The 23758-nt window shown below is 61.4% G+C and carries 19 protein-coding genes; 7 read left to right on the plus strand and 12 right to left on the minus strand.

What is annotated here, in order from left to right:
• Positions 1-154: 154 nt before the first annotated feature.
• The 9 genes from sucD to sdhC all read right to left on the minus strand — a co-directional run bounded on the left by sucD (position 155) and on the right by sdhC (position 11545).
• Positions 155-1042, minus strand: coding sequence for a succinate--CoA ligase subunit alpha (sucD, locus tag DNK06_RS22355; RefSeq protein WP_131182197.1), 888 nt, complete (start codon positions 1040-1042; stop codon positions 155-157).
• Positions 1042-2208, minus strand: a complete 1167-nt coding sequence (gene sucC / locus DNK06_RS22360; RefSeq protein WP_131182198.1) for an ADP-forming succinate--CoA ligase subunit beta — start codon at positions 2206-2208, stop codon at positions 1042-1044. Before sucC ends, sucD begins: the two co-directional genes overlap by 1 nt.
• Positions 2209-2398: 190 nt before the next feature.
• Complete coding sequence (lpdA, locus tag DNK06_RS22370; protein ID WP_131182199.1) at positions 2399-3835, minus strand: dihydrolipoyl dehydrogenase; 1437 nt, start codon at positions 3833-3835, stop codon at positions 2399-2401.
• Positions 3836-3931: 96 nt separating this feature from the next.
• Entirely contained in the window at positions 3932-5149 is a 1218-nt protein-coding gene (gene odhB, locus DNK06_RS22375; protein ID WP_131182200.1) for a 2-oxoglutarate dehydrogenase complex dihydrolipoyllysine-residue succinyltransferase, read from the minus strand.
• 71 nt (positions 5150-5220) lie between these two features.
• The gene (locus DNK06_RS22380) at positions 5221-8052 is read right to left on the minus strand and encodes a 2-oxoglutarate dehydrogenase E1 component (protein ID WP_131182201.1); all 2832 of its coding nucleotides are present in this window, start codon (positions 8050-8052) and stop codon (positions 5221-5223) included.
• A gap of 249 nt (positions 8053-8301) precedes the next feature.
• Positions 8302-9021, minus strand: a complete 720-nt coding sequence (locus DNK06_RS22385) for a succinate dehydrogenase iron-sulfur subunit (protein ID WP_131182202.1) — start codon at positions 9019-9021, stop codon at positions 8302-8304.
• A gap of 11 nt (positions 9022-9032) precedes the next feature.
• Positions 9033-10805 carry a succinate dehydrogenase flavoprotein subunit gene (gene sdhA / locus DNK06_RS22390; RefSeq protein ID WP_131182203.1) on the minus strand — a complete coding sequence of 591 codons (1773 nt, stop codon included), beginning with the start codon at positions 10803-10805 and terminating at the stop codon, positions 9033-9035.
• A gap of 3 nt (positions 10806-10808) precedes the next feature.
• Positions 10809-11177, minus strand: coding sequence for a succinate dehydrogenase, hydrophobic membrane anchor protein (gene sdhD, locus DNK06_RS22395; RefSeq protein WP_131182204.1), 369 nt, complete (start codon positions 11175-11177; stop codon positions 10809-10811).
• Entirely contained in the window at positions 11171-11545 is a 375-nt protein-coding gene (sdhC, locus tag DNK06_RS22400; RefSeq protein WP_070883123.1) for a succinate dehydrogenase, cytochrome b556 subunit, read from the minus strand. Before sdhC ends, sdhD begins: the two co-directional genes overlap by 7 nt.
• A gap of 364 nt (positions 11546-11909) precedes the next feature.
• Here sdhC and gltA point away from each other — a divergent pair, with 364 nt between their 5' ends.
• The 7 genes from gltA (at position 11910) to DNK06_RS22435 (ending at position 16840) form a co-directional block, all read left to right on the plus strand.
• The gene (gene gltA / locus DNK06_RS22405) at positions 11910-13178 is read left to right on the plus strand and encodes a citrate synthase (RefSeq protein ID WP_131182205.1); all 1269 of its coding nucleotides are present in this window, start codon (positions 11910-11912) and stop codon (positions 13176-13178) included.
• Positions 13179-13299: 121 nt separating this feature from the next.
• Positions 13300-13692 (plus strand): sulfurtransferase complex subunit TusD, encoded by a 393-nt coding sequence (gene tusD / locus DNK06_RS22410; protein WP_131182206.1) that lies wholly within the window; start codon positions 13300-13302, stop codon positions 13690-13692.
• 1 nt (position 13693) lies between these two features.
• The gene (gene tusC, locus DNK06_RS22415; protein ID WP_131182207.1) at positions 13694-14053 is read left to right on the plus strand and encodes a sulfurtransferase complex subunit TusC; all 360 of its coding nucleotides are present in this window, start codon (positions 13694-13696) and stop codon (positions 14051-14053) included.
• Positions 14053-14352, plus strand: coding sequence for a sulfurtransferase complex subunit TusB (tusB, locus tag DNK06_RS22420; protein WP_131182208.1), 300 nt, complete (start codon positions 14053-14055; stop codon positions 14350-14352). The genes tusC and tusB overlap by 1 nt, the downstream gene beginning before the upstream one ends.
• On the plus strand, positions 14349-14684 hold the full coding sequence (locus DNK06_RS22425) for a TusE/DsrC/DsvC family sulfur relay protein (RefSeq protein WP_131182209.1): 336 nt from the start codon (positions 14349-14351) through the stop codon (positions 14682-14684). Before tusB ends, DNK06_RS22425 begins: the two co-directional genes overlap by 4 nt.
• Positions 14681-15664 carry a glycosyl transferase family protein gene (locus tag DNK06_RS22430; protein ID WP_131182210.1) on the plus strand — a complete coding sequence of 328 codons (984 nt, stop codon included), beginning with the start codon at positions 14681-14683 and terminating at the stop codon, positions 15662-15664. The genes DNK06_RS22425 and DNK06_RS22430 overlap by 4 nt, the downstream gene beginning before the upstream one ends.
• Before the next feature lie 174 nt (positions 15665-15838).
• A complete protein-coding gene (locus DNK06_RS22435; RefSeq protein WP_131182211.1) occupies positions 15839-16840 on the plus strand; it encodes a glutathione S-transferase family protein in 1002 nt (333 codons plus the stop codon).
• 14 nt (positions 16841-16854) lie between these two features.
• Here DNK06_RS22435 and DNK06_RS22440 read toward each other — a convergent pair whose 3' ends face one another.
• The 3 genes from DNK06_RS22440 to DNK06_RS22450 form a co-directional block, all read right to left on the minus strand.
• Positions 16855-18948 carry a putative bifunctional diguanylate cyclase/phosphodiesterase gene (locus DNK06_RS22440; protein ID WP_131182212.1) on the minus strand — a complete coding sequence of 698 codons (2094 nt, stop codon included), beginning with the start codon at positions 18946-18948 and terminating at the stop codon, positions 16855-16857.
• 216 nt (positions 18949-19164) lie between these two features.
• Positions 19165-20628 carry an efflux transporter outer membrane subunit gene (locus DNK06_RS22445; protein ID WP_131182213.1) on the minus strand — a complete coding sequence of 488 codons (1464 nt, stop codon included), beginning with the start codon at positions 20626-20628 and terminating at the stop codon, positions 19165-19167.
• Entirely contained in the window at positions 20625-23726 is a 3102-nt protein-coding gene (locus tag DNK06_RS22450) for an efflux RND transporter permease subunit (RefSeq protein WP_131182214.1), read from the minus strand. The genes DNK06_RS22445 and DNK06_RS22450 overlap by 4 nt, the downstream gene beginning before the upstream one ends.
• Positions 23727-23758: the final 32 nt, after the last annotated feature.

The following is a 23758-nucleotide window of genomic DNA, read 5'->3' on the forward strand; positions in this document are numbered from 1 at the left end:
AACAGGCTGCTTTGCTCGCGACCTTCGCCCTGGATATAGCCCATAAACGACAATGCCCCTATCAACCGATAGAGGCATTGTCTTCAACTCGCCTTCAGACTGCTAGGTTTTCACACAGTCTGCGAAGGTGGCCTTTTTTCACAGTCGTAACGGCTTAGCCGTTTTTGACTTCCCAACCGGTCAGCTCGGCCAGGGCCTTGCCGATATCAGCCAGGGAACGCACGGTTTTCACACCAGCGTCTTGCAGAGCAGCGAATTTCTCGTCTGCAGTGCCTTTGCCGCCGGAGATGATGGCGCCAGCATGGCCCATGCGCTTGCCGGGAGGAGCGGTCACACCAGCGATGTAGGAAACTACAGGCTTGGTGACATTGGCCTTGATGTAGGCAGCCGCTTCTTCTTCAGCCGAACCGCCGATCTCACCGATCATGACGATCGCTTCGGTCTTCGGATCTTCCTGGAACAGCTTCAGGATATCGATGAAGTTGGAGCCCGGGATCGGGTCACCACCGATGCCCACGCAGGTGGACTGGCCGAAACCGGCGTCGGTGGTCTGCTTGACGGCTTCATAGGTCAGGGTGCCGGAACGCGACACGATGCCTACTTTGCCTGGCAGGTGGATGTGACCCGGCATGATGCCGATCTTGCACTCGCCCGGAGTGATCACGCCTGGGCAGTTAGGGCCGATCAGGGTAACGCCCAGCTCGTCGCACTTGACCTTGGCATCCAGCATGTCCAGGGTAGGAATGCCTTCGGTGATGCACACGATCAGCTTGATGCCGCCGAAGGCAGCTTCCAGGATCGAGTCTTTGCAGAACGGAGCCGGAACGTAGATGACCGAAGCGTCAGCGCCGGTAGCTTCCACAGCTTCTTTCACAGTGTTGAACACTGGCAGGTTCAGGTGGGTAGTGCCGCCCTTACCTGGGGTCACGCCGCCAACCATCTTGGTGCCGTAGGCGATGGCTTGTTCGGAGTGGAAGGTACCTTGCGAACCAGTGAAACCCTGGCAGATAACCTTGGTGTCTTTATTGATCAGGACGCTCATTACTTGCCCTCCGCAGCTTTGACGACTTGCTGAGCAGCGTCGGTCAGGCTGGTTGCCGCGATGATGTTCAGGCCGCTTTCGGCCAGGACTTTGGCACCCAGTTCAGCGTTGTTGCCTTCCAGACGGACGACAACCGGAACCTTGACGCCGACTTCCTTCACTGCACCGATGATGCCTTCGGCAATCATGTCGCAACGAACGATACCGCCGAAGATGTTCACCAGAACGGCAGCGACGTTGCTGTCGGACAGGATGATCTTGAAGGCTTCGGTCACGCGCTCTTTGGTAGCGCCGCCGCCAACGTCCAGGAAGTTGGCTGGCTTGCCGCCGTGCAGGTTGACGATGTCCATGGTACCCATGGCCAGACCGGCACCGTTGACCATGCAGCCGATGTTGCCTTCGAGAGCAACGTAGTTCAGTTCGAACTTGGCAGCGTGGGCTTCACGGGCGTCGTCTTGCGACGGGTCGTGGAAGGTCTTCAGCTTCGGCTGACGGTACATGGCGTTAGCGTCGATGTTGATCTTCGCGTCCAGGCAGTGCAGATCGCCGTCGGCCTTGATGACCAGCGGGTTCACTTCCAGCAGAGCCAGGTCGTGATCCTTGAACAGCTTGGCCAGACCCACAAAGATCTTGGCGAACTGAGTGACTTGCTTGCCTTCCAGACCCAGCTGGAATGCCAGCTCGCGACCCTGGAACGGCTGTGCGCCGACCAGCGGATCGATAGTGGCCTTGAGGATCTTCTCAGGCGTTTCGTGAGCGATCTTCTCGATGTCCACGCCACCTTCGGTGGAAGCCATGAACACGATACGACGGCTGGAGCGATCGACTACAGCGCCCAGGTACAGTTCCTTGGCGATGTCGGTGCAGGACTCGACCAGGATCTTGGTGACAGGCTGACCATTGGCGTCAGTCTGATAAGTCACCAGACGCTTGCCCAGCCAGTTGGCAGCGAAAGCCTTGGCGTCTTCCTTGCTCTTGACCAGTTTCACACCACCCGCTTTACCGCGGCCACCGGCGTGTACCTGAGCCTTTACGACCCACTCGGTACCACCGATCTTTTCGCAGGCCGCTGCGGCCTCTTCCGGGGTGTCTACGGCGAAGCCCTTGGATACGGGCAGGCCGTACTCAGCGAACAGCTGCTTACCCTGATACTCGTGAAGATTCATGCTTGTCTACCGTCTTCGTTTAGGTATTGCGCATCGGTGCTGCACTGACGTGCCGCACCACCTGTGACCGCCTCTAGGCAGTCCGGCACACATTCCGCGCATGGGCCTGAGCCCTGCGCGGGCAATGCACCGTGGTTCTGAATCGTCTGAACGACACCGGCCCGCAGGCCGCTATCAGACGAACGACTTCTTAGCGTTTCTTGCGGTTGGCGACGTGAATCGCGCCACCGTTTACTGCGAGCGCTGCTTCGTGCAGGGCTTCGGACAGGGTCGGGTGCGAGAAGACCATCATGCCCAGGTCTTCAGCGCTGGTACCAAACTCCATACCGATGGCGCCTTGCTGCACCAGCTCTGCCGCGCTCGGGCCGATCACGTGTACACCCAGTACGCGGTCGGTATTGGCGTCGGCGATGACCTTGACGAAACCGCCGGTGTCGTTGGCAGCCATGGCGCGGCCGCTGGCTGCGAACGGGAAGGTACCGACGTTGACTGCAACGCCTTCACCCTTCAGTTGCTGCTCGGTCTTGCCGACCCACGCGATTTCCGGGTGGGTGTAGATGACCGAAGGAATCAGGTCATAGTTCATCTGTGCCTTGTGACCTTTGATCCGCTCGGCAACCATCACGCCCTCTTCCGAGGCCTTGTGAGCGAGCATCGCGCCGCGCACCACATCACCGATGGCATAGACGCCTGGAACGCTGGTGGCGCACTGGTCGTCGACGAAGATGTAGCCACGCTCGTCGAGATCAACACCGCTGTTCGAAGCCAGCAGTTCGGTGGTGACCGGACGACGGCCAACCGCAACGATCAGCTTGTCGAAGACGATTTTCTGTTCGCCTTCGGAATCGGTGTAGGTGACGGTAACCTGCTTCTTCTTCACTTCCGAACCGGTCACGCGAGCGCCCAGCTTGATCTTCAGGCCCTGTTTGGTCAGGGTCTTCAGCGCTTCCTTGGCAATCGCTTCGTCAGCGGCTGGCAGGAACTTGTCCAGCGCTTCCAGAACGGTCACTTCGGCACCCAGGCGAGCCCATACCGAACCCAGCTCCAGACCGATGACACCAGCGCCGATCACGCCCAGCTTCTTCGGTACGGTCTGGAAGTCCAGTGCACCGGTGGAGTCGACGATGACGTCCTGGTCGACCGGAGCCGGCGGGATGTCGATCGGACGCGAGCCGGAAGCCAGGATCACGTTTTCGGCTTCGACGATCGAAGTCTTGCCGTCTTTGTCGGTGACTTCGACCTGCTTGCCAGCCAGCAGCTTGCCGTGGCCTTCCAGCAGGGTCACGCCATTGGCCTTGAACAGGGTGGAAACACCGCCGGTCAGGTTCTTGACGATGGTGTTCTTGCGGCCAACCATGGCTGGCACGTCAATGGTCACGCTCTTGGCGGCAATACCGTGTACAGCGAAACCTTCATGGGCCTCGTGATATTTCCAGGAGCTGTCCAGCAGCGCCTTGGAAGGAATGCAGCCAACGTTCAGGCAGGTACCACCGAGGGCGATCTTGCCGTCCTTGTCCTGGTACTTTTCGATGCACGCGGTCTTCAGACCGAGCTGGGCAGCCTTGATGGCGGCTACGTAGCCGCCAGGGCCGGCACCAATGACTACCACGTCGAATTTCTGGCTCATAAAAAGATTCCTTTTCAGCTTCAAGCTTCGAGCTTCGAGCTGCAAGACGGAGCGCTTCTACTTGAAGCTTGGCGCTTGCAGCTTGAGGCTGGTGTATTAGATGTCCAGCAACAGACGAGCTGGGTCTTCCAGCAGGTTCTTGATGGTCACCAGGAAGGTCACGGCTTCTTTGCCGTCGATCAGACGGTGATCGTAGGACAGTGCCAGGTACATCATCGGGCGAATCACCACTTGACCGTTAACGGCCACCGGGCGCTGAATGATGTTGTGCATGCCCAGAATCGCAGCCTGCGGCGGGTTGACGATCGGCGTCGACATCATCGAACCGAAGGTGCCACCGTTGGTGATGGTGAAGGTGCCGCCAGTCATCTCTTCGATGGACAGCTTGCCATCACGGGCTTTCTTGCCGTAGGCGGCGATGCCGGCTTCGATATCGGCCAGGCCCATCGACTCGGCGTTACGCAGTACCGGCACGACCAGACCACGGTCGCTGGAAACGGCTACGCCGATATCCTGGTAGCCATGGTAAACGATGTCGTTGCCATCGATCGAGGCGTTGACAGCCGGCAAGCGCTTCAGCGCTTCGGTGGCAGCCTTGACGAAGAAGGACATGAAGCCCAGACGAGTGCCGTTGTGGGTTTTCTCGAACTGATCCTTGTACTTCGAACGCAGCGCCATGATCTCGGACATGTCGACTTCGTTGAAGGTGGTCAGCATGGCCATGTTCGACTGCGCTTCGACCAGACGGCGAGCGACGGTGGCACGTACGCGGGTCATCGGTACGCGCTTCTCGGTACGATCGCCAGCAGCAGCGACGACCGGAGCAGCGGCGGCAGCGGCAGCCGGCTTGGCAGCCGGAGCGTTCTTCTTCGCTTCGACAGCGGCGACCACGTCTTCCTTGGTCACACGACCACCTTTACCGGAACCGCTGATGCTGTTCGGGTCGATGCCGTTCTCTTCGGCCAGTTTGCGCGCGGCGGGCGACAGGATCTGGTCGTCGCCAGCAGCGGCAGGTGCAGCGGCCTGAGCCGGAGCGGCAGCAGCTTGCGCAGGAGCAGCGGCCGGAGCAGCAGCGCCGCCTTCGGTCAGTTTGCCCAGTACTTCGTTGCTCAGTACGGTGTCGCCTTCGTTCTTGACGATTTCAGCAATAACACCATCGGCCTCGGCCAGTACTTCGATCACGACCTTGTCGGTTTCGATGTCGACGATCAGCTCATCGCGCTTGACCGCGTCGCCCGGCTTCTTGTGCCAGGTAGCCACGGTGCCGTCGGCGACCGATTCGGGGAATGTAGGGGCTTTGATCTCGATAGCCATTGTGTTCTGTTCCTTAAATTCGGTTTGTTCGAGGAAACGGCCTCAGTCAGGCCGCTTCCCTCGCGATGGCGTTAAACGGTGAAAGCATCCTGCAGCAGTTTTTCCTGCTGCTCGGCGTGCAGAGAAGCGTAGCCACAAGCCGGAGCTGCCGAGGCATCACGCCCTGCATACTCGAGCACCAGGGATTTCTTGTGCGCAGTGGCGACACGACGCATATGGTGCTGGCTGCAATACCAGGCGCCCTGGTTCATCGGCTCTTCCTGGCACCAGACGACATGCTTGAGGTTCTTGTAGCCTGCGAACACCTCATTCATATCGTCTTCCGGGAACGGATACAGCTGCTCGATACGCACGATGGCGACATCTTCGCGGCCTTCGGCGCGGCGCTTCTCCAGCAGGTCGTAGTAAACCTTGCCGCTGCACAGAACCAGGCGCTCGACTTTCTTCGGGTCGATCGCATCGATTTCCGGGATGACGGTATGGAACGAGCCTTCGGCCAGATCTTCCAGAGTCGATACGGCCAGCTTGTGGCGCAGCAGCGACTTGGGCGTCAGCACCACCAGCGGCTTGCGCAGCGGACGGATGACCTGACGACGCAGCAGGTGATAGATCTGTGCCGGCGTGGTCGGTACCGCAACCTGGATGTTGTGCTCGGCGCACAGCTGCAGGTAACGCTCCAGACGTGCCGAGGAGTGCTCCGGGCCCTGCCCTTCATAACCGTGCGGCAGCAACATGGTCAGACCGCACAGACGACCCCACTTGGTCTCGCCACTGGAAATGAACTGATCGAACACCACCTGGGCACCGTTGGCGAAGTCGCCGAACTGAGCTTCCCAGATCACCAGCGCGTTCGGCGTGGTGGTGGCGTAACCGTATTCGAATGCCAGTACCGCTTCTTCCGACAGGAAGGAGTCGTACAGGTCGAAGCGCGGCTGACCCTCGTAGAGGTTCTGCAGCGGCAGATAGGTGCTGCCGTCCTTCTGGTTGTGCAGCGCCGCATGGCGGTGCGAGAAGGTACCGCGACCCACGTCCTGACCGGTGATACGGATCGGATGGCCTTCGACGAGCAGGGTCGCGTACGCCATGGTTTCGGCGTAGCCCCAGTTCAGCGGCAAGCCGCCTGCGCCCATTTTCTGGCGATCTTCGTAGATCTTGGTGACCTGGCGCTGAACGACGAAGCCATCCGGAGTTTCCAACAGCTTGTTGGACAGCTCCTGCAGGGTCTTCAGATCGAAACGGGTGTCGTGACGAGCAGTCCAGGCGTGCCCCAGGTAAGGGCGCCAATCGACGAACAGCTCCTTGTTCGGCTCCTTGACCAGGCTCTTGACCACGTGCTGACCGTTGTCCAGTGCAGTGCGGTACTCGTCGACAGGCGCCTGCACGGCTTCGGCCGACAGACGTCCGGCATTGGTCAGTGCTTCGGCATACAGCTCACGGGTGGTGCGCTGCTTGGCGATCTGCTGATACATCAGCGGCTGGGTACCACTCGGCTCGTCGGCCTCGTTGTGGCCACGGCGGCGGTAGCAGACCAGGTCGATGACCACGTCACGCTTGTACTGCATGCGGTAATCGACAGCCAGTTGGGTGACGAACAGCACGGCTTCCGGATCATCGCCATTCACATGGAAGATCGGCGCCTGGATCATCTTGGCGACGTCGGTGGCGTACTCGGTGGAGCGCGCATCGTCGGCACGGTTGGTGGTGAAACCAACCTGGTTGTTGATCACGATGTGGATGGTGCCGCCCGTCTTGTAAGCGCGGGTCTGCGACATCTGGAAGGTTTCCATGACCACGCCCTGACCGGCGAATGCCGCGTCACCGTGGAGGGAAATCGGCAGAACCTTGTCGCCCACTGCATCGCTGCGACGATCCTGGCGAGCACGTACGGAACCTTCGACCACCGGAGAAACGATTTCCAGGTGAGACGGGTTGAACGCCAGGGCCAGGTGCACTTCGCCACCCGGCGTCATCACGTTCGAGGAGAAACCCTGGTGATACTTCACGTCACCGGAGCTCAGGCCTTCGACCTTCTTGCCTTCGAACTCGTCGAACAGGTCGCGCGGGTTCTTGCCGAAGGTGTTGACCAGGACGTTCAGACGGCCACGGTGGGCCATGCCGATGACGATTTCCTTGGTGCCGTAGGAACCGCTGCGCTGGATGATCTCATCGAGCAGCGGGATCAGGCTCTCGCCACCTTCCAGACCGAAACGCTTGGTGCCCGGGTATTTGGTACCCAGGTATTTTTCCAGGCCTTCAGCGGCGGTCAGGCGCTCGAGCAGATGCCCCTGCACTTCGGCGGAAATCTGCGGACGACCGCGCACGCTTTCCAGGCGCTGCTGGAACCAGCTGCGCTGCTCGGAATCGACGATGTGGGTGAACTCGGAGCCGATGGTGCGACAATATGTCTGCTGCAAAGCATCGCGGATTTCCCGCAAAGTTGCTTCTTCTTTGCCGATTGCCAGACCACCTGTGCGGAAGGTGGTGTCCAGATCCGCGTCGGTAAGGCTGTAATGGCTGATCGACAGATCAGCAGGAACAGAACGCTGCCACAGCCCAAGCGGATCGAGCTGAGCCGCCTGGTGGCCACGCATGCGGAATGCCTGAATCAACCGCAACACTTCGACCTGCTTCTTTTCGTGTTCGCTGCTGACAGTACCGGCTGAAGCCGGTTGAGCACGGCGCTGGTTTTTGGCCAGCAACACGAAATGATCACGAATCGTCGAGTGCGATACGTCATTGGCGGTACTGCCTTCGGACGGCAACTTATCGAAATAAGTGCGCCATTCTTCCGGCACGGCGTTGGGATCGTGCAGGTAGAGCTCGTAGAGCTCTTCCACGTAGGCAGCGTTACCACCGGATAGGTGGGCACTGTCCCACATACGCTGCATCACGCTTTCTTGCATGCTTGGTCACCCTCGGTAAGGGGACACCACCGGCGAGGACACCGACTGGCTTTCGAAGTCATGTAACAGCGACTCGAAAAAGCCACCAATAATCCCGCAGATAGTCCGGGCACCAGCCCGAATGCCCCTGCTGGTCGTCATATATCTCATTGAAGAACGTCGGCGGCTAGACCGACGCCCTGGCTATACTGCAACACCGACATGAAGTCGGTGCTGCAGGCGTTGCGGGTCAAGCTAAAGAACAGTGAATCAGGTACCGCTCTGCAGCAACATGTTGCGAACGTGACCGATTGCCTTGGTCGGGTTCAGCCCTTTGGGACATACGTTCACGCAGTTCATGATGCCGCGGCAGCGGAACACACTGAATGGATCATCCAAAGAGGCCAATCGTTCCGCGGTCTTGGTATCACGGCTGTCGGCCAGGAAGCGATAGGCTTGCAGCAGCGCGGCCGGGCCCAGGAACTTGTCCGGGTTCCACCAGAACGACGGGCAGCTGGTCGAGCAGCAAGCGCACAGGATGCACTCGTACAGACCATCCAGCTTCTCGCGCTCGTCCGGCGACTGCAGGCGCTCGATAGCCGGCGCCGGCGTGTCGTTCTGCAGGAACGGCTGCACCTTCTCGTACTGCTTGTAGAAGATGCTCATATCGACGACCAAGTCACGAATGACCGGCAGCCCCGGCAGCGGACGGATCACCAGCTTGTTGCCCTTGACCACGGTGGAGATCGGCGTGATGCAGGCCAGGCCGTTCTTGCCACTGATGTTCATGCCGTCGGAACCGCAGACGCCTTCACGGCAGGAGCGACGGTAGGAGAAGCCTTCGTCCTGTTCCTTGATCAGGGCCAGCACGTCGAGCACCATCAGATCCTTGCCGTCGATCTCGACGTCGAAGTCCTGCATGAAGGGCGCTTTGTCCGTTTCCGGGTTGTAGCGATAAACGCTGACTTTCAAGCTTTTGCCAAGAGACATGGTAGCCACCCTCAATAAGTACGAACTTTGGGTTCAAACGCCGGAACCGTCTTCGGCGAGAAGTTGACGTCACGCTTGGTCACGCGTTTCTCACCCGGGAAGTACAGGCTGTGGCACAACCAGTTGGTGTCGTCACGATCCTCGTAGTCTTCACGGGCGTGGGCGCCGCGGGACTCGGTACGGGTATCGGCGGCGATGGCAGTGGCTTCGGCGACTTCCAGCAGGTTCTGCAACTCCAGCGCTTCGATACGCGCGGTGTTGAAGGCCTGGCTCTTGTCGGAGATCTTGACGTTGGCGATGCGCTCGCGCAGATCGGCCAACTGGGTGATGCCCTTCTTCATGTATTCGCCGGTACGGAATACGCCGAAGTAGTTCTGCATGCACTGTTGCAGTTCTTTGCGCAGCGGTGCGACTTCTTCGCCAGTGCTGCGCTCGTTGACGCCGGACAGACGCCCCAGCGACTGCTCGATATCGGTCTCGCTGGCACCGCGGACTTCCACGCCTTCTTTCAGCGCTTTCTCCAGGTGCAGGCCAGCGGCGCGGCCGAATACCACCAGGTCGAGCAGCGAGTTGCCGCCCAGACGGTTGGCGCCGTGTACCGATACGCAGGCTACTTCGCCCACGGCGAACAGGCCTTCGATGATGCGGTCGACGCCATTGGCATCCTGGGTGATGGCCTGTCCATGAATGTTGGTGGCAACGCCGCCCATCATGTAGTGGCAGGTCGGGATGACCGGAACAGGCGCGACAACCGGGTCAACGTGCGCGAAGGTCTTGGACAGTTCGCAGATGCCAGGCAGACGGCTGTGCAGCACTTCCTCACCGAGGTGATCGAGCTTCAGCAGCACGTGATCCTTGTCAGGGCCACAACCGTTACCGGCGATGACTTCCTTGACCATGGAACGGGCCACTACGTCACGACCTGCAAGGTCTTTGGCGTTGGGCGCATAACGCTCCATGAAACGCTCGCCGTGGGCGTTGATCAGGTAACCACCCTCACCACGGCAGCCTTCGGTGACCAGTACACCGGCGCCGGCGATACCGGTCGGGTGGAACTGCCACATTTCGATGTCCTGTACCGGCACGCCAGCACGCAGCGCCATGCCCACACCGTCACCGGTGTTGATCAGTGCGTTGGTGGTGGAAGCGTAGATACGGCCAGCACCGCCAGTGGCCAGAACCACGGCCTTGGAGCGGATGTAGACGGTTTCGCCGGTTTCGATGCAGATGGCGATGACGCCAACGATGGCACCGTCCTGGTTCTTGACCAGATCGACCGCGTACCACTCGTTGAGAAACGAGGTGCCAGCCTTCAGGTTGGCCTGGTACAGGGTGTGCAGCAGCGCGTGACCGGTACGGTCGGCAGCGGCGCAGGTACGAGCAGCCTGAGTCGGGTTGTCCGGGCCCTTGGACTGGCCACCGAACGGGCGCTGGTAGATGCGGCCCTGCTCGGTACGGGAGAACGGCAGCCCCATGTGCTCGAGCTCGAACACGGCCTCCGGACCGACGGAACACATGTATTCGATCGCGTCCTGGTCGCCGATGTAGTCGGAGCCCTTGACGGTGTCGTACATGTGCCAGCGCCAGTCGTCGTTCGGGTCGTTCGACGCGATGGCGCACGTGATGCCGCCCTGAGCGGAAACGGTATGCGAACGGGTCGGGAAGACCTTGGTTACCACTGCGGTCTTGTGGCCGCCCTGCGCCAGCTGCAGTGCAGCGCGCATGCCGGCACCGCCACCACCAACGATGATGGCGTCATAGGAAAGAGTACGAATGCTAGTCATGAATCAGAAACCCCAAAGAATCTGCACGCCCCAGACGAAGAACACGAACATGGCGATGCCACACGCGGCCTGGAACAGAAAACGCACAACGGTGGCCCACTTGCCCAGCGCGGTCGACGTCAGGTAGTCAGTGGAGATCGTCCACATGCCGACCCAGGCGTGAACGCCCAGCGCGACGAGGGTCAGCAAGCTGAAGATGCGCATTGCATTATTGGAGAACAGACCATGCCATTCGGCATAGCCCATGCCTGGATTCAGGAGGATGTAACCCAACAGAAACAGGACATAAGCCGCGAGAACGACCGCAGAAACACGCTGCGCCATCCAGTCATAGAGGCCCGAACGCGAGAAATTAGTGACATTAGTTACCATATCCACACCCCCAGCAGCACGATCACGATCGCCGATACGACGAGAACGATTTTGGAACCCAGCTTGCCGCCTTCCAGCGTCTCACCGACTCCAGCATCCATGATCAAGTGGCGCACACCGGCCACCAGGTGGTACAGCAGAGCGGACAGAAGTCCCCAGATCACGAACTTGGCCAGCGGGCTGGTCAAGCATTCTTTCACCTGAGCGAAGCCCTCTTCCGATGACAGCGATTTGTCGAGCCCGAACAGCAGCACGGCAATGCCGAGGAAAAGGATCACGCCGGATATACGGTGAAGAATGGACGTGTAAGCAGTGACTGGGAGTTTTATCGTCCGAAGGTCTAAGTTTACAGGTCGTTGGCTATTCACGGCTTTATTATCACACTGAGAGCCCCAGCTATCAGGGCTGAGTTGTCGGGAAGCGCACTGGTCAGGTACCCATCACCCAAGAAGTGACAACCACCAGAATCCGGGCTGTAAGGCCCTTGGCAGTCGGGCGCAGAGTATAGACAGTTAGGTCGCTAATGACAACGCGGACACCTCGACCTTCTACCGATTGCGCCAACCTTGAAAATGGCGTAAAAGGCCGCGCCTTTTTGTCGCAGGCAGCGCACTCAAACCCTTCTATTGCCTGGGTTTTCGCAAATTGACTTTCAGATTCATAACACTATAGTGATGCGGGCCCTGCGTGGGGGGCCGACTGATGATTCCAAGCATAACTAGGAGGCCAAACATGGCTGACAAAAAAGCGCAGTTGATCATCGAGGGCGCAGCCCCCGTCGAGCTGCCCGTTTTATCCGGCACCGTTGGCCCTGATGTGATCGACGTGCGGAGCCTGACTGCCACGGGCAACTTCACTTTCGACCCCGGCTTCATGTCGACCGCTTCGTGCGAATCGAAGATCACCTACATCGATGGTGACAAAGGCGTCCTGCTGCACCGCGGCTATCCGATCGAGCAGCTTGCCGAGAAAGCCGATTACCTGGATACCTGCTACCTGCTGCTCAATGGCGAGCTGCCTAATGAAGAGCAGAAAGCTGCTTTCGTCAGCACCATCAAGAACCACACCATGGTTCATGAACAGTTGAAGACCTTCTTCAACGGTTTCCGCCGTGACGCCCACCCGATGGCCGTCATGTGTGGCGTAGTTGGCGCCCTTTCCGCCTTCTACCACGACTCCCTGGACATCAAGAACCCGCAGCACCGCGACATTTCCGCGATGCGCCTGGTCGCCAAGATGCCGACCATCGCCGCCATGGTGTACAAGTACTCCAAAGGCGAGCCGATGATGTACCCGCGTAACGACCTGAGCTACGCGGAAAACTTCCTGCACATGATGTTCAACACGCCGTGCGAGACCAAGCCGATCAGCCCGGTGCTGGCCAAGGCGATGGATCGGATCTTCATTCTGCATGCCGATCACGAGCAGAACGCCTCCACCTCCACCGTACGTCTGGCGGGCTCCTCGGGTGCCAACCCGTTCGCCTGTATCGCTGCCGGTATCGCTGCGCTCTGGGGCCCGGCCCATGGCGGCGCCAACGAAGCCGTTCTGGCCATGCTGGACGAAATCGGTGACGTATCGAATATCGACAAGTTCATCGCCAAGGCCAAGGACAAGGACGATCCGTTCAAGCTCATGGGCTTCGGGCACCGCGTCTACAAGAACTTCGACCCACGCGCCCAGGTCATGAAACAGACCTGCGACGAAGTACTGGCCGAGCTGGGCATCAATGACCCGCAGCTGGAACTGGCGATGAAGCTCGACGAAATCGCGCGTAACGATCCTTACTTCAAGGAACGCAACCTGTACCCGAACGTCGACTTCTATTCGGGCATCATCCTCAAAGCGATCGGCATTCCGACCAGCATGTTCACCGTGATCTTCGCCCTGGCGCGTACCGTCGGCTGGATCTCGCACTGGAAAGAAATGCTCTCCAGCCCGTACAAGATTGGCCGTCCGCGCCAGCTGTATACCGGCCCGACCAAGCGCGACATCACGTAATCCGCTTGCGCTGAGTCGCCTGTGACCGAAAAGCCCATATCTGCGGATATGGGCTTTTTCATTTCTGTTCCCGGCCAATCAGGCCTTATCATGACGCCCTGTTTCCGCAACCGGGCCGCTCATGAAATTCGCCATTGCCCTGTTTTCCCCAGCCTCGGCCCCCTCCTCCCGCCGCGCCCTGCGTTTTGCCGAAGCGGCGCTGCACGGCGGCCACGAGATCGTGCGCCTGTTCTTCTACGCCGACGGCGTACATAGTGCCTCGGGCAACATCGTCAGCCCTCAGGATGAAACCGATGTGGCTCGCCAGTGGCGTGAGTTCATCACCACCCAGGAGCTCGACGGCGTGGTCTGTATCGCCGCGGCCCTGCGCCGTGGCGTGCTCGATGAGCAGGAGGCACTTCGCTATGAGCGACAAGCCGCCAACCTGCCGGCCCCGTGGGTGCTTTCTGGTCTGGGCCAATTACATGAGGCGGCGCAACTGGCCGACCGCCTGATCTGTTTCGGAGGCGATTGAGGTGAGCCATTCGCTGCTGATCATCAGCCGCCAAGCCCCCTGGAGCGGCCCCGGCGCTCGCGAAGCACTGGATATCGCCCTGGCTGGCGGCGCCTTCGATCTGCCCATCGGCCTGCTGTTTCTCGATGACGGCGTACTGCAACTGGCCGCCGACCAAAAGTCCCAGGCCGTGCAACAGAAAGACCTGACCGCCAACCTGCAGGCCTTGCCGCTGTTCGGCGTCGAATCGCTGTACGCCTGCAGCCACAGCCTGCAACAGCGTGGCCTCGGCGAAACTTCGCTGGCACTGGAGGTGCAGCGCCTGGACGACGCCGGGCTGCGCAATCTCATCGACCGTTACGACCAGGTGATCACCCTCTGATGACAACCCTGCACGTTGTATCCAGCTCCCCGTTCAGCGATGACCGCCTGAGCAGTTGTCTGCGCCTGCTGGGCAGCGGCGATGGCCTGCTGCTCTGCGGCGATGCTACCTACGCGATCCAGCCCGGCACGATATACGCCGATTCGCTGAGCGCCCTGGGCGACGGTATTGCCCTGTTCGCTCTGGATGAAGACATTCAGGCTCGTGGCCTGCAGCCTGCCGGCAAGCTGCAGCAGGTCGACTATCCAGGCTTCGTCGCCCTCGCCTGCCGCTTCAGCAAGGTCAATAGCTGGTCATGAGCCCCCTGATCGTCAACGACCGCGCCATCGAGCTGGATAAAGATGGCTATCTGCTCGATCTCCAGGATTGGTCCAGAGAGGTGGGCACAGCCCTGGCCGAGCGCGAAGACCTGCAGTTGAGCGATGAGCACTGGGAAATCCTCATGCTGCTGCGCGCCTTCCACGACGAATTCCAGTTGTCGCCGGCCAATCGCCCGCTGATCAAGTACGTCGCCCTCAAGCTGGGCCCGGACAAAGGCAACAGCCTGCACCTCAATCGCCTGTTCAATGGCACTCCTGCCAAACTCGCCGCCAAGCTGGCGGGCCTGCCCAAGCCCACGAATTGCCTATGAACCTGATCACCCCAGCCGAACACCCTTTCGCCTCCTTCGTGCGCATTCTCGGCAAAGGCAAGCGCGGCGCACGCAACCTGACCCGCGAGGAAGCCCGCGACGCCATGGGCATGACCCTCGATGACAAGGTCGAGGATACCCAGCTTGGCGCCTTTCTCATGCTCCTGCGGCACAAGGAAGAAAGCGCCGAGGAGATGGCTGGCTTCACCGAGGCGGTGCGTGCGCGCTTGCCTGCGCCAACCATCGCCGTCGACTTCGACTGGCCCACCTACGCCGGCAAGAAACGCCATTTGCCCTGGTTCCTGCTGGCTGCCAAGGCCCTGGCGAACAGCGGCCTGCGCATCTTCATGCATGGCGGCGGCGCACACACGGCCGGGCGCCTGTACAGCGAGCAGTTGCTCGGCGAACTGGCGATTCCTCTGTGCCGCAGTTGGGATGAGGTTGCGCGGAGCCTGGATGACCAGAACCTGGCCTTCATGCCCCTGGGCGACTGGATGCCGGCGCTGCAGCGCATGATCGACCTGCGCAACGTGCTCGGCCTGCGCTCGCCGATCCACTCACTGGCACGCATCCTCAACCCGCTGGCGGCGCGCTGCGGGCTGCAGAGCATCTTCCACCCCGGCTACCAGGCCGTGCACCGCGAGGCCAGTCAACTGCTGGGCGATCGCGCCATCGTGGTCAAGGGCGACGGCGGCGAAATCGAACTCAACCCGGACGCCGTCTGCCACCTGTATGGCACCGAGGGGGGCGAGAACTGGGACGAGGACTGGCCGATGCTGTCCGAGCGGCGCCATGTCAAACCGGAGCGCCTGGATCCAACCCACCTGCGCGCCGTCTGGCAGGGTGAAGCCGAAGATGCCTATGGCCAGTTGGCGATCATCGCCACCATGGCCCTGGCACTGCGCGGCCTGGGCATGCCGCGCGAAGCAGCATTCGATGACGCGCGAAAGCGCTGGCAGGCTCGTCAGCTATCGAGCTAGCCGATTCGTGACGCCCGGTTTTTGTGCCCTGCCATCCCTGGCGGGCACCCTGCGGGCCGTCGCCAGCGACGTCAAAAATCGCTCCCGACGATTTTTTGTATCCCGCGCTCACGACCGGCTGGCTAAACTCCAGTTTCCGGGGAATTTCCCTCGGCTGGCAACGGGAGTACGGACATGGGACTGCTGATCGAAGGCCAATGGCACGACCAATGGTATGACACCGGCGCCGGTGGCCGCTTCAAGCGGGAGAACGCCCAGCGGCGCAACTGGATCACCGCCGATGGATCGCCCGGCCCTACAGGCGAAGGCGGGTTCGCCGCCGAAGCCGACCGCTATCACCTGTACGTGTCTCTGGCCTGTCCGTGGGCCCATCGCACGCTGATCCTGCGTGCCCTCAAGGATCTTGAGGAGCTGATAGAGGTATCGGTGGTGAGCTGGCTGATGCTCGAGAACGGTTGGACGTTCGACGCCGAGCATGGCTCCAGCGGTGACGCCCTGGATGATTTCGCCTTTCTGTACCAGCGCTATACCCAGGACGACCCCGATTACACAGGCCGGGTCACCGTGCCCCTGCTGTGGGACAAGAAGCAGCAGCGCATCGTCAGCAACGAGTCGGCGGAGATCATCCGCATGTTCAACTCGGCATTCGACGGGCTTACCGGCAATCGCCTGGATTTCTATCCGCAGGCGTTGCACGCCGATATCGATGCGCTCAATACGCGCATCTACCCGAGCGTCAACAATGGCGTCTACCGCGCCGGTTTCGCCACGACCCAGGCAGCTTACGAAGAAGCGTTCGATGAACTGTTCGGCGAACTGTCGGTGCTGGAAACCCGCCTGGGCCAATCACGCTACCTGACCGGCGAATACCTGACCGAAGCCGACTGGCGCCTGTTCACTACCCTGGTGCGCTTCGATGCCGTGTACCACGGCCACTTCAAGTGCAACCTGCGGCGTATCGTCGACTACCCGAACCTGAGCAACTGGCTGCGCGAGCTGTACCAGTGGCCGGGCGTGGCGGCCACCGTGGACATGTGGCATATCCGGCATCACTACTACGCCAGCCACCAGACCATCAATCCCACCAGCATCGTGCCCAAGGGGCCACTACTGGACTTCAACATCGCCCATGACCGCGAGCGCCTGAACGGCAAAGGCATCTGGCTACGGGGCTGATGCCAGCCCGCCGATCAACTCGTAGCAGCGTTCGCCCTGTCCGCTCGAGCCTGATCGATGGCGCCCATGAATTCGTCGGCCGGCAACGGCCGGCCAAGCAGAAAACCCTGCAACGAATCGCAACCCAGGCCAGTCAGGAAGTTCTGCTGGCTGGGCGTTTCCACGCCTTCGGCGACGATGCGCAGATTCAGAGCCCGACCCAGGGCAACGATGGCGGAAATAATCGCCGCATCGTCGCTGTCGTGTTCCAGTTCGCGGACGAAGCCACGATCGATTTTCAGCTCATTGGCCGGCAGACGCTTGAGGTAGAGCAGGCTGGAATAGCCGGTGCCGAAATCGTCGATGGACAGGTCGACGCCCATGTCGGCAAGCTGCTGCAGCACCAGCATACTGGCGTCGGCATCGCTCATGGCGATGGTTTCGGTGATTTCCAGAGTCAGGCAATTGGCCGGCAGGGCGTGCTCGGCCAAGGCTCCGGCCACACTGCCCAGCAGGCCGGCATGGGAGAACTGCAACGCCGACAGGTTGACCGCCACACGCCAATCGCGATGCCCGGCGGCATACCACTGCTGCATCTGACGGCATGCCTGTCGCAGCACCCATTCGCCGATGGCAATGATCAGCCCGGTGCGCTCGGCCAGGGGGATGAAGGTATCCGGGGCCAGCAACCCACGCACGGGGTGTTGCCAGCGCAGTAGCGCCTCGGCACCGATCGGCTGGCCATTGAGCGCATCGAACTTGGGCTGGTAATGCAGCACGAACTCTTCATTCGCCAGGGCCGCGCGCAGGTCATGCAGCAGTTGCAGTTGGTTATGCGCATTGGCGTTCATCGACGCTTCGAAGAAGCTGTAATCGTTCTTGCCGGTACCCTTGGCGTGATACATCGCCGCATCGGCATTTCTCAACAACTCCTGCCGATCGTCGCCATCGCCCGGATACAGGGCGATACCTACGCTGGTCGAGACTCTCAGCTCATGTTCGGCCACCTGGAAAGGCTGACCGAGCAACACGACGATCTGCCCGGCGATGGTGGCCGCATCGTCGCGCTCGCCCAGTTCGGCAAGCAGGACGAATTCATCCCCGCCTACTCGTGCCAGGGTGTCCTGAGCCCTCAGGCTGCGCTGCAGGCGCTGACCGACCTCCCTCAGCAACAGGTCGCCGACATGGTGACCGAATGCGTCGTTGACCGGCTTGAAGCCATCCAGATCCATGAACATCAGCGCGAAGTGCCCGCCATTGCGACGGATCTTGTGCATGCTCTGCTCGATGCGATCCTCCAGCAGCAGGCGATTGGGCAAGCGCGTCAGGTTGTCGTGCAGGGCCAGCAAGGTCAGTTCCTGATTGGCCTCGGCCAGCGAGCTGTTCAACATCGCGGTCTGCGCCTCCAGACGCGCATCGAGCACCGAGGTGAGCAAGGCGATGGCCAGCACCGCCAGGGTGACGATGATGATCAGGCTGGCCAGCCAGCCGGTATCCAGCCCGCTATTCGCTGCACCACAGAAACTGTCGGCGGGAAAGTTGGCGGCAGCCATGCCGGTGTAGTGCATGCCGACGATGGCAAAGCCCATGATCACCGCTGCCCCACCCCGTGCCAGATGGACGAAAGGCGTATGCCGGCGCAGCCGAAAAGCGATCCATAGCGCTGCGGCGGACGCCAGTACGGCAATCAGCAGAGACAGCGCGAACAGCAGCGGATCGTAGTCGATACCCGGCTGTATCATCAGCGCCTGCATGCCGATGTAATGCATCGAACTGATGCCCGCGCCCATCACCAGCGCACCGAGCAACCAGTGCCAGAGCGGCATCCGCGCCTGACTGACCAGCCACAGGGCAAACCCCGAGGCGAGCATGGCGATGGTCAGAGACAACAAGGTGATGGCCAGGTCATACCCCAGGGGGATCGGCAGGCTGAAGGCAAGCATACCGATGAAATGCATCGACCAGATGCCGATCCCCATGGCCAGCGCTCCACCACCGATCCACAGCGGAACCGCAGAGCTCTTGGCGGTAGCGATGCGCCCGCTCAGATCCAGCGCCGTATAGGAGGCCAGGATCGCCACGCACAGAGAAATCAGAACCAGGGAAAGGTCGTAGCTACCCGTCAGCATTGCAACTCTCAATAAGGAACGGCGTGCCGCCATGCACCGAGTTGCCGGATCGCCGAATCAACAGCCACCACACACCTATATCCGTATGGGCACATACTCGCTTGCGTACAAGGGCGTACGCACAATAACGCGACATCACGTATGGAATTTTAGCGAAAAACGCCGCGAACTAAACAGTCACGAATAGTCACCAATGGCCAGAGCCCCATTCCCAGACTATTCGTCGGCCGGCGAAAGGTTCAGCGTATCCCAACCGCCGCCCAACGCGGTGATCAGTTGCACGCTGGCCGTCAGGCGGCTGCCCAATAGCGTCAGGCTGCTGCGTTCGTTGCTCAGCGCCGTGGCTTGTATGTTGACCACACTGTTGTAGTCGACGGTACCGGCACGGTACTGGTTCTCGATCAGGCGCAGGGATTCGCGCGCGGCGTCCAGCGCTTGCGACTGCACCTCCATCTCGCGTCCGAGTACGCGCTGCTGCACCAGGTAATCCTCGACCTCGCGGAAGCTGTCGAGCACGGCCTGGCGGTACTGGGCGACGGTCTGCTCGTAGGCAGCTTCGACCCGCTCACTCTCGGCACTGCGGCGCCCGCCATCGAACAAGGTCAGGGCCAGCTGCGGCCCGACCGACCAGAAGCGGTTGGGCAGGTTGACCCAGTCGGAGAAGCTGCTGCCGCGATAGCCGCCAGCAGCGGACAGTGTCAGATCGGGAAACCAGGCGGCCTTGGCCACGCCGATCTCGGCATTCGCGGCGATAACCCGACGTTCGGCGGCCGCCACATCAGGGCGGCGCTCCAGCAATTGGGAAGGCACGCTCGCCGGCACCTGCGGCAATGCAGGCAAGCTTTCGCGCTGAGCAATGCTCACATCGCTGGGCGGCACGCCAATCAGCACGGCGATGGCGTGTTCGAGCTGCGCCCGCTGCCATTGCAGGTCGACGGCCTGGGCCTCGGTACTGCGCAGCTGGGTCAGCGCCTGACTGACGTCGGAGCGCGGCACGATACCGGCCCGGTACTGGTTTTCGGTCAGCCGCAGCGAACGCTGGTAGGCAGCGACCGTAGCATCGAGCAGGCGCTGCTGCTCATCCAGCACGCGCAGTTGCAGGTAACTCTGCACCAGTTCGGATTGCAGGCTCAGGCGTACGGCTGCCAGGTCGGCCGCGCTGGCCTCGAAGGCAGCGCGGTTGGATTCCAGACCGCGACGCAGCTTGCCCCACACGTCCAGTTCCCAGCTGGCGTTGAGGCTCAGGTCATAGCTCTTGGAGATGCTCGCCGTATTGGAGCCTTCGACACTGAAACCGTCGGCGGTACGCAACGTACTGTCGCCACCGCCCTGCCCGGCCCGGGTCATGCCGGCACTGGTCGACAGCGTCGGCAGGAACGCCGCGCGCCCGCTACGCAGTAGCGCACGAGCCTGACGGTATTGAGCCTCGGAGGCGGCCAGGGTCTGGTTGGACACGTTCAGGCGCCCAACCAGCGCATTGAGCTCGCCATCGCCATACAGCTCCCACCAGGCGCCGCGCTCCAGAGCATCGGCAGGCACGGCGGCCTTCCAGCCTTCGGCCTGCTTGAATTGCGCCGGCGTACTGATTTCCGGACGCTGGTAGTCGGGGCCGATGGCACAGCCGGCCAGGGCGATGCTCAGCGCCAGCAGGCCAAGGGTACGGTGGGTTGCATGGGTCATAGAGGCGTTTCCAAAGCGGCATCGGTGCGCACGCCACGCCAGCGGTTGACCCGATGGCGCAGGCGGTCGAGATAGAGGTAGACCACCGGGGTGGTGTAAAGCGTAAGCAGTTGGCTGAGTATCAGCCCGCCGACGATGGTGATACCCAGCGGCTGGCGCATTTCCGAACCTTCGGCGCTGCCGAGCACCAGCGGTAAGGCGCCGAGCAACGCGGCCAGGGTGGTCATCATGATCGGCCGGAAGCGCAGCAGGCAGGCGCGGCGAATCGAGTCGGCCGGACTCAGGTGTTCGTTGCGCTCCAGTTGCAGCGCCAGGTCGACCATCAGGATGGCATTCTTCTTCACCACCCCGATCAGCAGGAACAGACCGAGCAGCGAGATCAGGCTGAATTCGGTATTGAGCAGCTGCAAAGCGAGCAATGCGCCGACGCCAGCCGACGGCAGCGTCGAGAGAATGGTCAGCGGATGCACGTAGCTCTCGTAGAGAATGCCGAGCACGACGTACACCACCACCAGCGACATCAGAATCATCCACGGCTGGTTCTGCTGCGTCTGCTGGAACGCCGCACCGGTACCACCCAGCGTGCCCTGCACCTCGTTGGGCAGGCTGATCCGCGCCACTGCGCGGTCGATGGCCTGGGTAGCCTGATCGAGGCTGACGCCCTCCGCCAGGGAAAAGCCGATGTTCTCGACCGCGAACTGCCCCTGGTGGCTGATGCGATCATCCTCGAGGCTGCGCTCCCAATGGGCGATGGATGACAACGGCACGCGCGCGCCGTCCGCGGTGATCAACTGGATCTGCGCGAGTGCTTCGGGGCTCTGGGCGTAGCGCGGGTTGATCTCCATGACCACGCTGTACTGGTTGAGGCTGTCGTAGATAGTGGAGATCTGCCGCTGGCTGAACGCATTATTGAGCACGCCAGTCACCAGGCTCATGTCGATACCCAGGCGTTTGGCCTCGCCACGGTCGACCACCAGGCGGATCTGTGGCGCACCGCCGTCTTCGGACGCATCGATATCGGTCAGTTCAGGCAGCGCCCGCAATGCCTCACGCACCTTCGGCAACCATTCGCGCAGAGCGTCGAGATCGCCCGACAACAGCATATATTCGTTCTCCGAGCTACGCCCCTGGCGCCCGCCGACCTGCAGATCCTGATCGGGCATGAGGAACATCCGCCCCCCCGGAATCTTCGGTGCATTGGCACGCAGGCGGTCGATCACCTGCTGTGCCGACAGGTCGCGCTCCTTGAGCGGCTTGAGGCGCACGATCATGATCGCGTTATTGATACCGCTGTTACCGCCAATGAAGCCCGCCACGCTTTCCACTGCCGGGTCGGCCAGAATCGAACGGCGATAAGCCTCCATCTTCGGTTGCATCACCTGGAAAGACAGCCCGTTGTCGCCGCGGATGAAGCCCATCAACTGGCCGGTATCCTGCTGCGGCATGAAGGTTTTCGGGATGCTGACGAACAGGAAGACGTTCAGCGCGATGGTCGCGAACAGACTGATCAGCATCAGCAGCGAATGACGCAAGGCCCACTCCAGGCTGCGTTCATAAGCACGCAGCACACGCGCACCGATGACCTGAAGACGTCCTGCCTGGTGTTCTTCGCGCCTGGGCTCGGGCTTCAGCCAACGCGCGCACAACATCGGCGTGAGCGTCAGCGATACCAGCAGGGAAATGACGATGGCCACCGCCAGGGTGATGGAAAACTCGCGGAACAGCCGCTCGACCAGCCCGCCCATAAACAGGATCGACAGAAACACCGCCACCAGCGAGACGTTCATCGACAGCAACGTGAAACCCACCTCGCGTGAGCCCTTGAAGGCTGCGGCCATGGGCGTTTCACCGGCCTCGATATGCCGGGAGATGTTCTCCAGCACGACGATGGCATCGTCCACCACCAGACCGGTGGCGATGATCAGCGCCATCAGCGACAGGTTGTTCAGGGAGAAACCGAGCAGGTACATCGCCGCGAACGAGCCGACCAGCGAGACCGGTACCGCCAGGGCGGGAATCAGCGCGGCGCGCCAGCGGCCGAGAAACGCGAACACCACGAGGATCACCAGCGCCACGGCGATCAGCAGGGTGTGCTCGGCTTCCTTGAGCGTGGCGCGAATCACCGGCGAGCGATCCATCGCCACTTCCAGGTCGGCGCTGGCCGGGATCACCCCGCGCAGCTCCGGCAGCAACGCGCGGATGCCGGCAACGGTCTGGATGATGTTCGCCCCGCTCTGGCGGTTCACTACCACCAGCACGGCCTGTTTGTCATTGTAGAAGCCGCTGTTGTAGCGATCCTGCACGCCATCGGTGACCTGGGCGACGTCACCCAGGCGGATCGCCGCACCGTCCTGGTAGCGGATGATCATCGGCTGGTAATCGGCGGCGCGCTCCAACTGGTCATTGGCCTGCACCTGCCAATGCCGCTGCTCGTCCTCCACGGCGCCCTTGGGACGCTTGGCGTTGGCCGCGGCGATGGTCGCACGTACATCGTCCAGCGCCACGCCGTACTGATCCAGCAACCGCGGCTCCAGGGCCACCCGTACGGCAGGTAGCGAGCTGCCGCCGATCTGCACTTCGCCGACGCCGCTGACCTGCGACAGTTTCTGGCCGACGATGGTCGAGGCGACGTCGTACAGCTGGCCCTTGTCGAGCACCGTCGAGGTCAGCGAAAGCACCATGATCGGTGCCTGGGACGGATTGATCTTGCGGTAGGTCGGCATGCTGCGCATGCCGCTGGGCAGCAGTTCACGCGAGGCGTTGATCGCCGCCTGCACCTCCCGCGCCGCGGCGTTGATATCACGATCCAGATCGAACTCGATCATGATCCGCGTATTGCCCTGGCTGCTGTTGCTGTTCATCTGGCTGACGCCAGCGATGGCGCCCAGGGAACGCTCCAGTGGCGTGGCGACCGTGGCGGCCATCACCTGCGGACTGGCACCGGGCAGGCTGGCCTGCACGGTGATCACCGGGAAATCCATGTTCGGCAGGGGCGCTACCGGCAGCAAACCGAAGCTGACGCCGCCCAGCAGCATGATCGCCAGGCTCAGCAACAGGGTCGCCACCGGACGGCGGATGAAAGGTGCTGACAGATTCATAGCTGCAAGCCAGCTTTGAGCCGCAAGCCACA

Origin of the sequence: Phytopseudomonas daroniae, assembly GCF_004327285.1 — a bacterium.
Classification (GTDB): Bacteria; Pseudomonadota; Gammaproteobacteria; order Pseudomonadales; family Pseudomonadaceae; genus Aquipseudomonas; species Aquipseudomonas daroniae.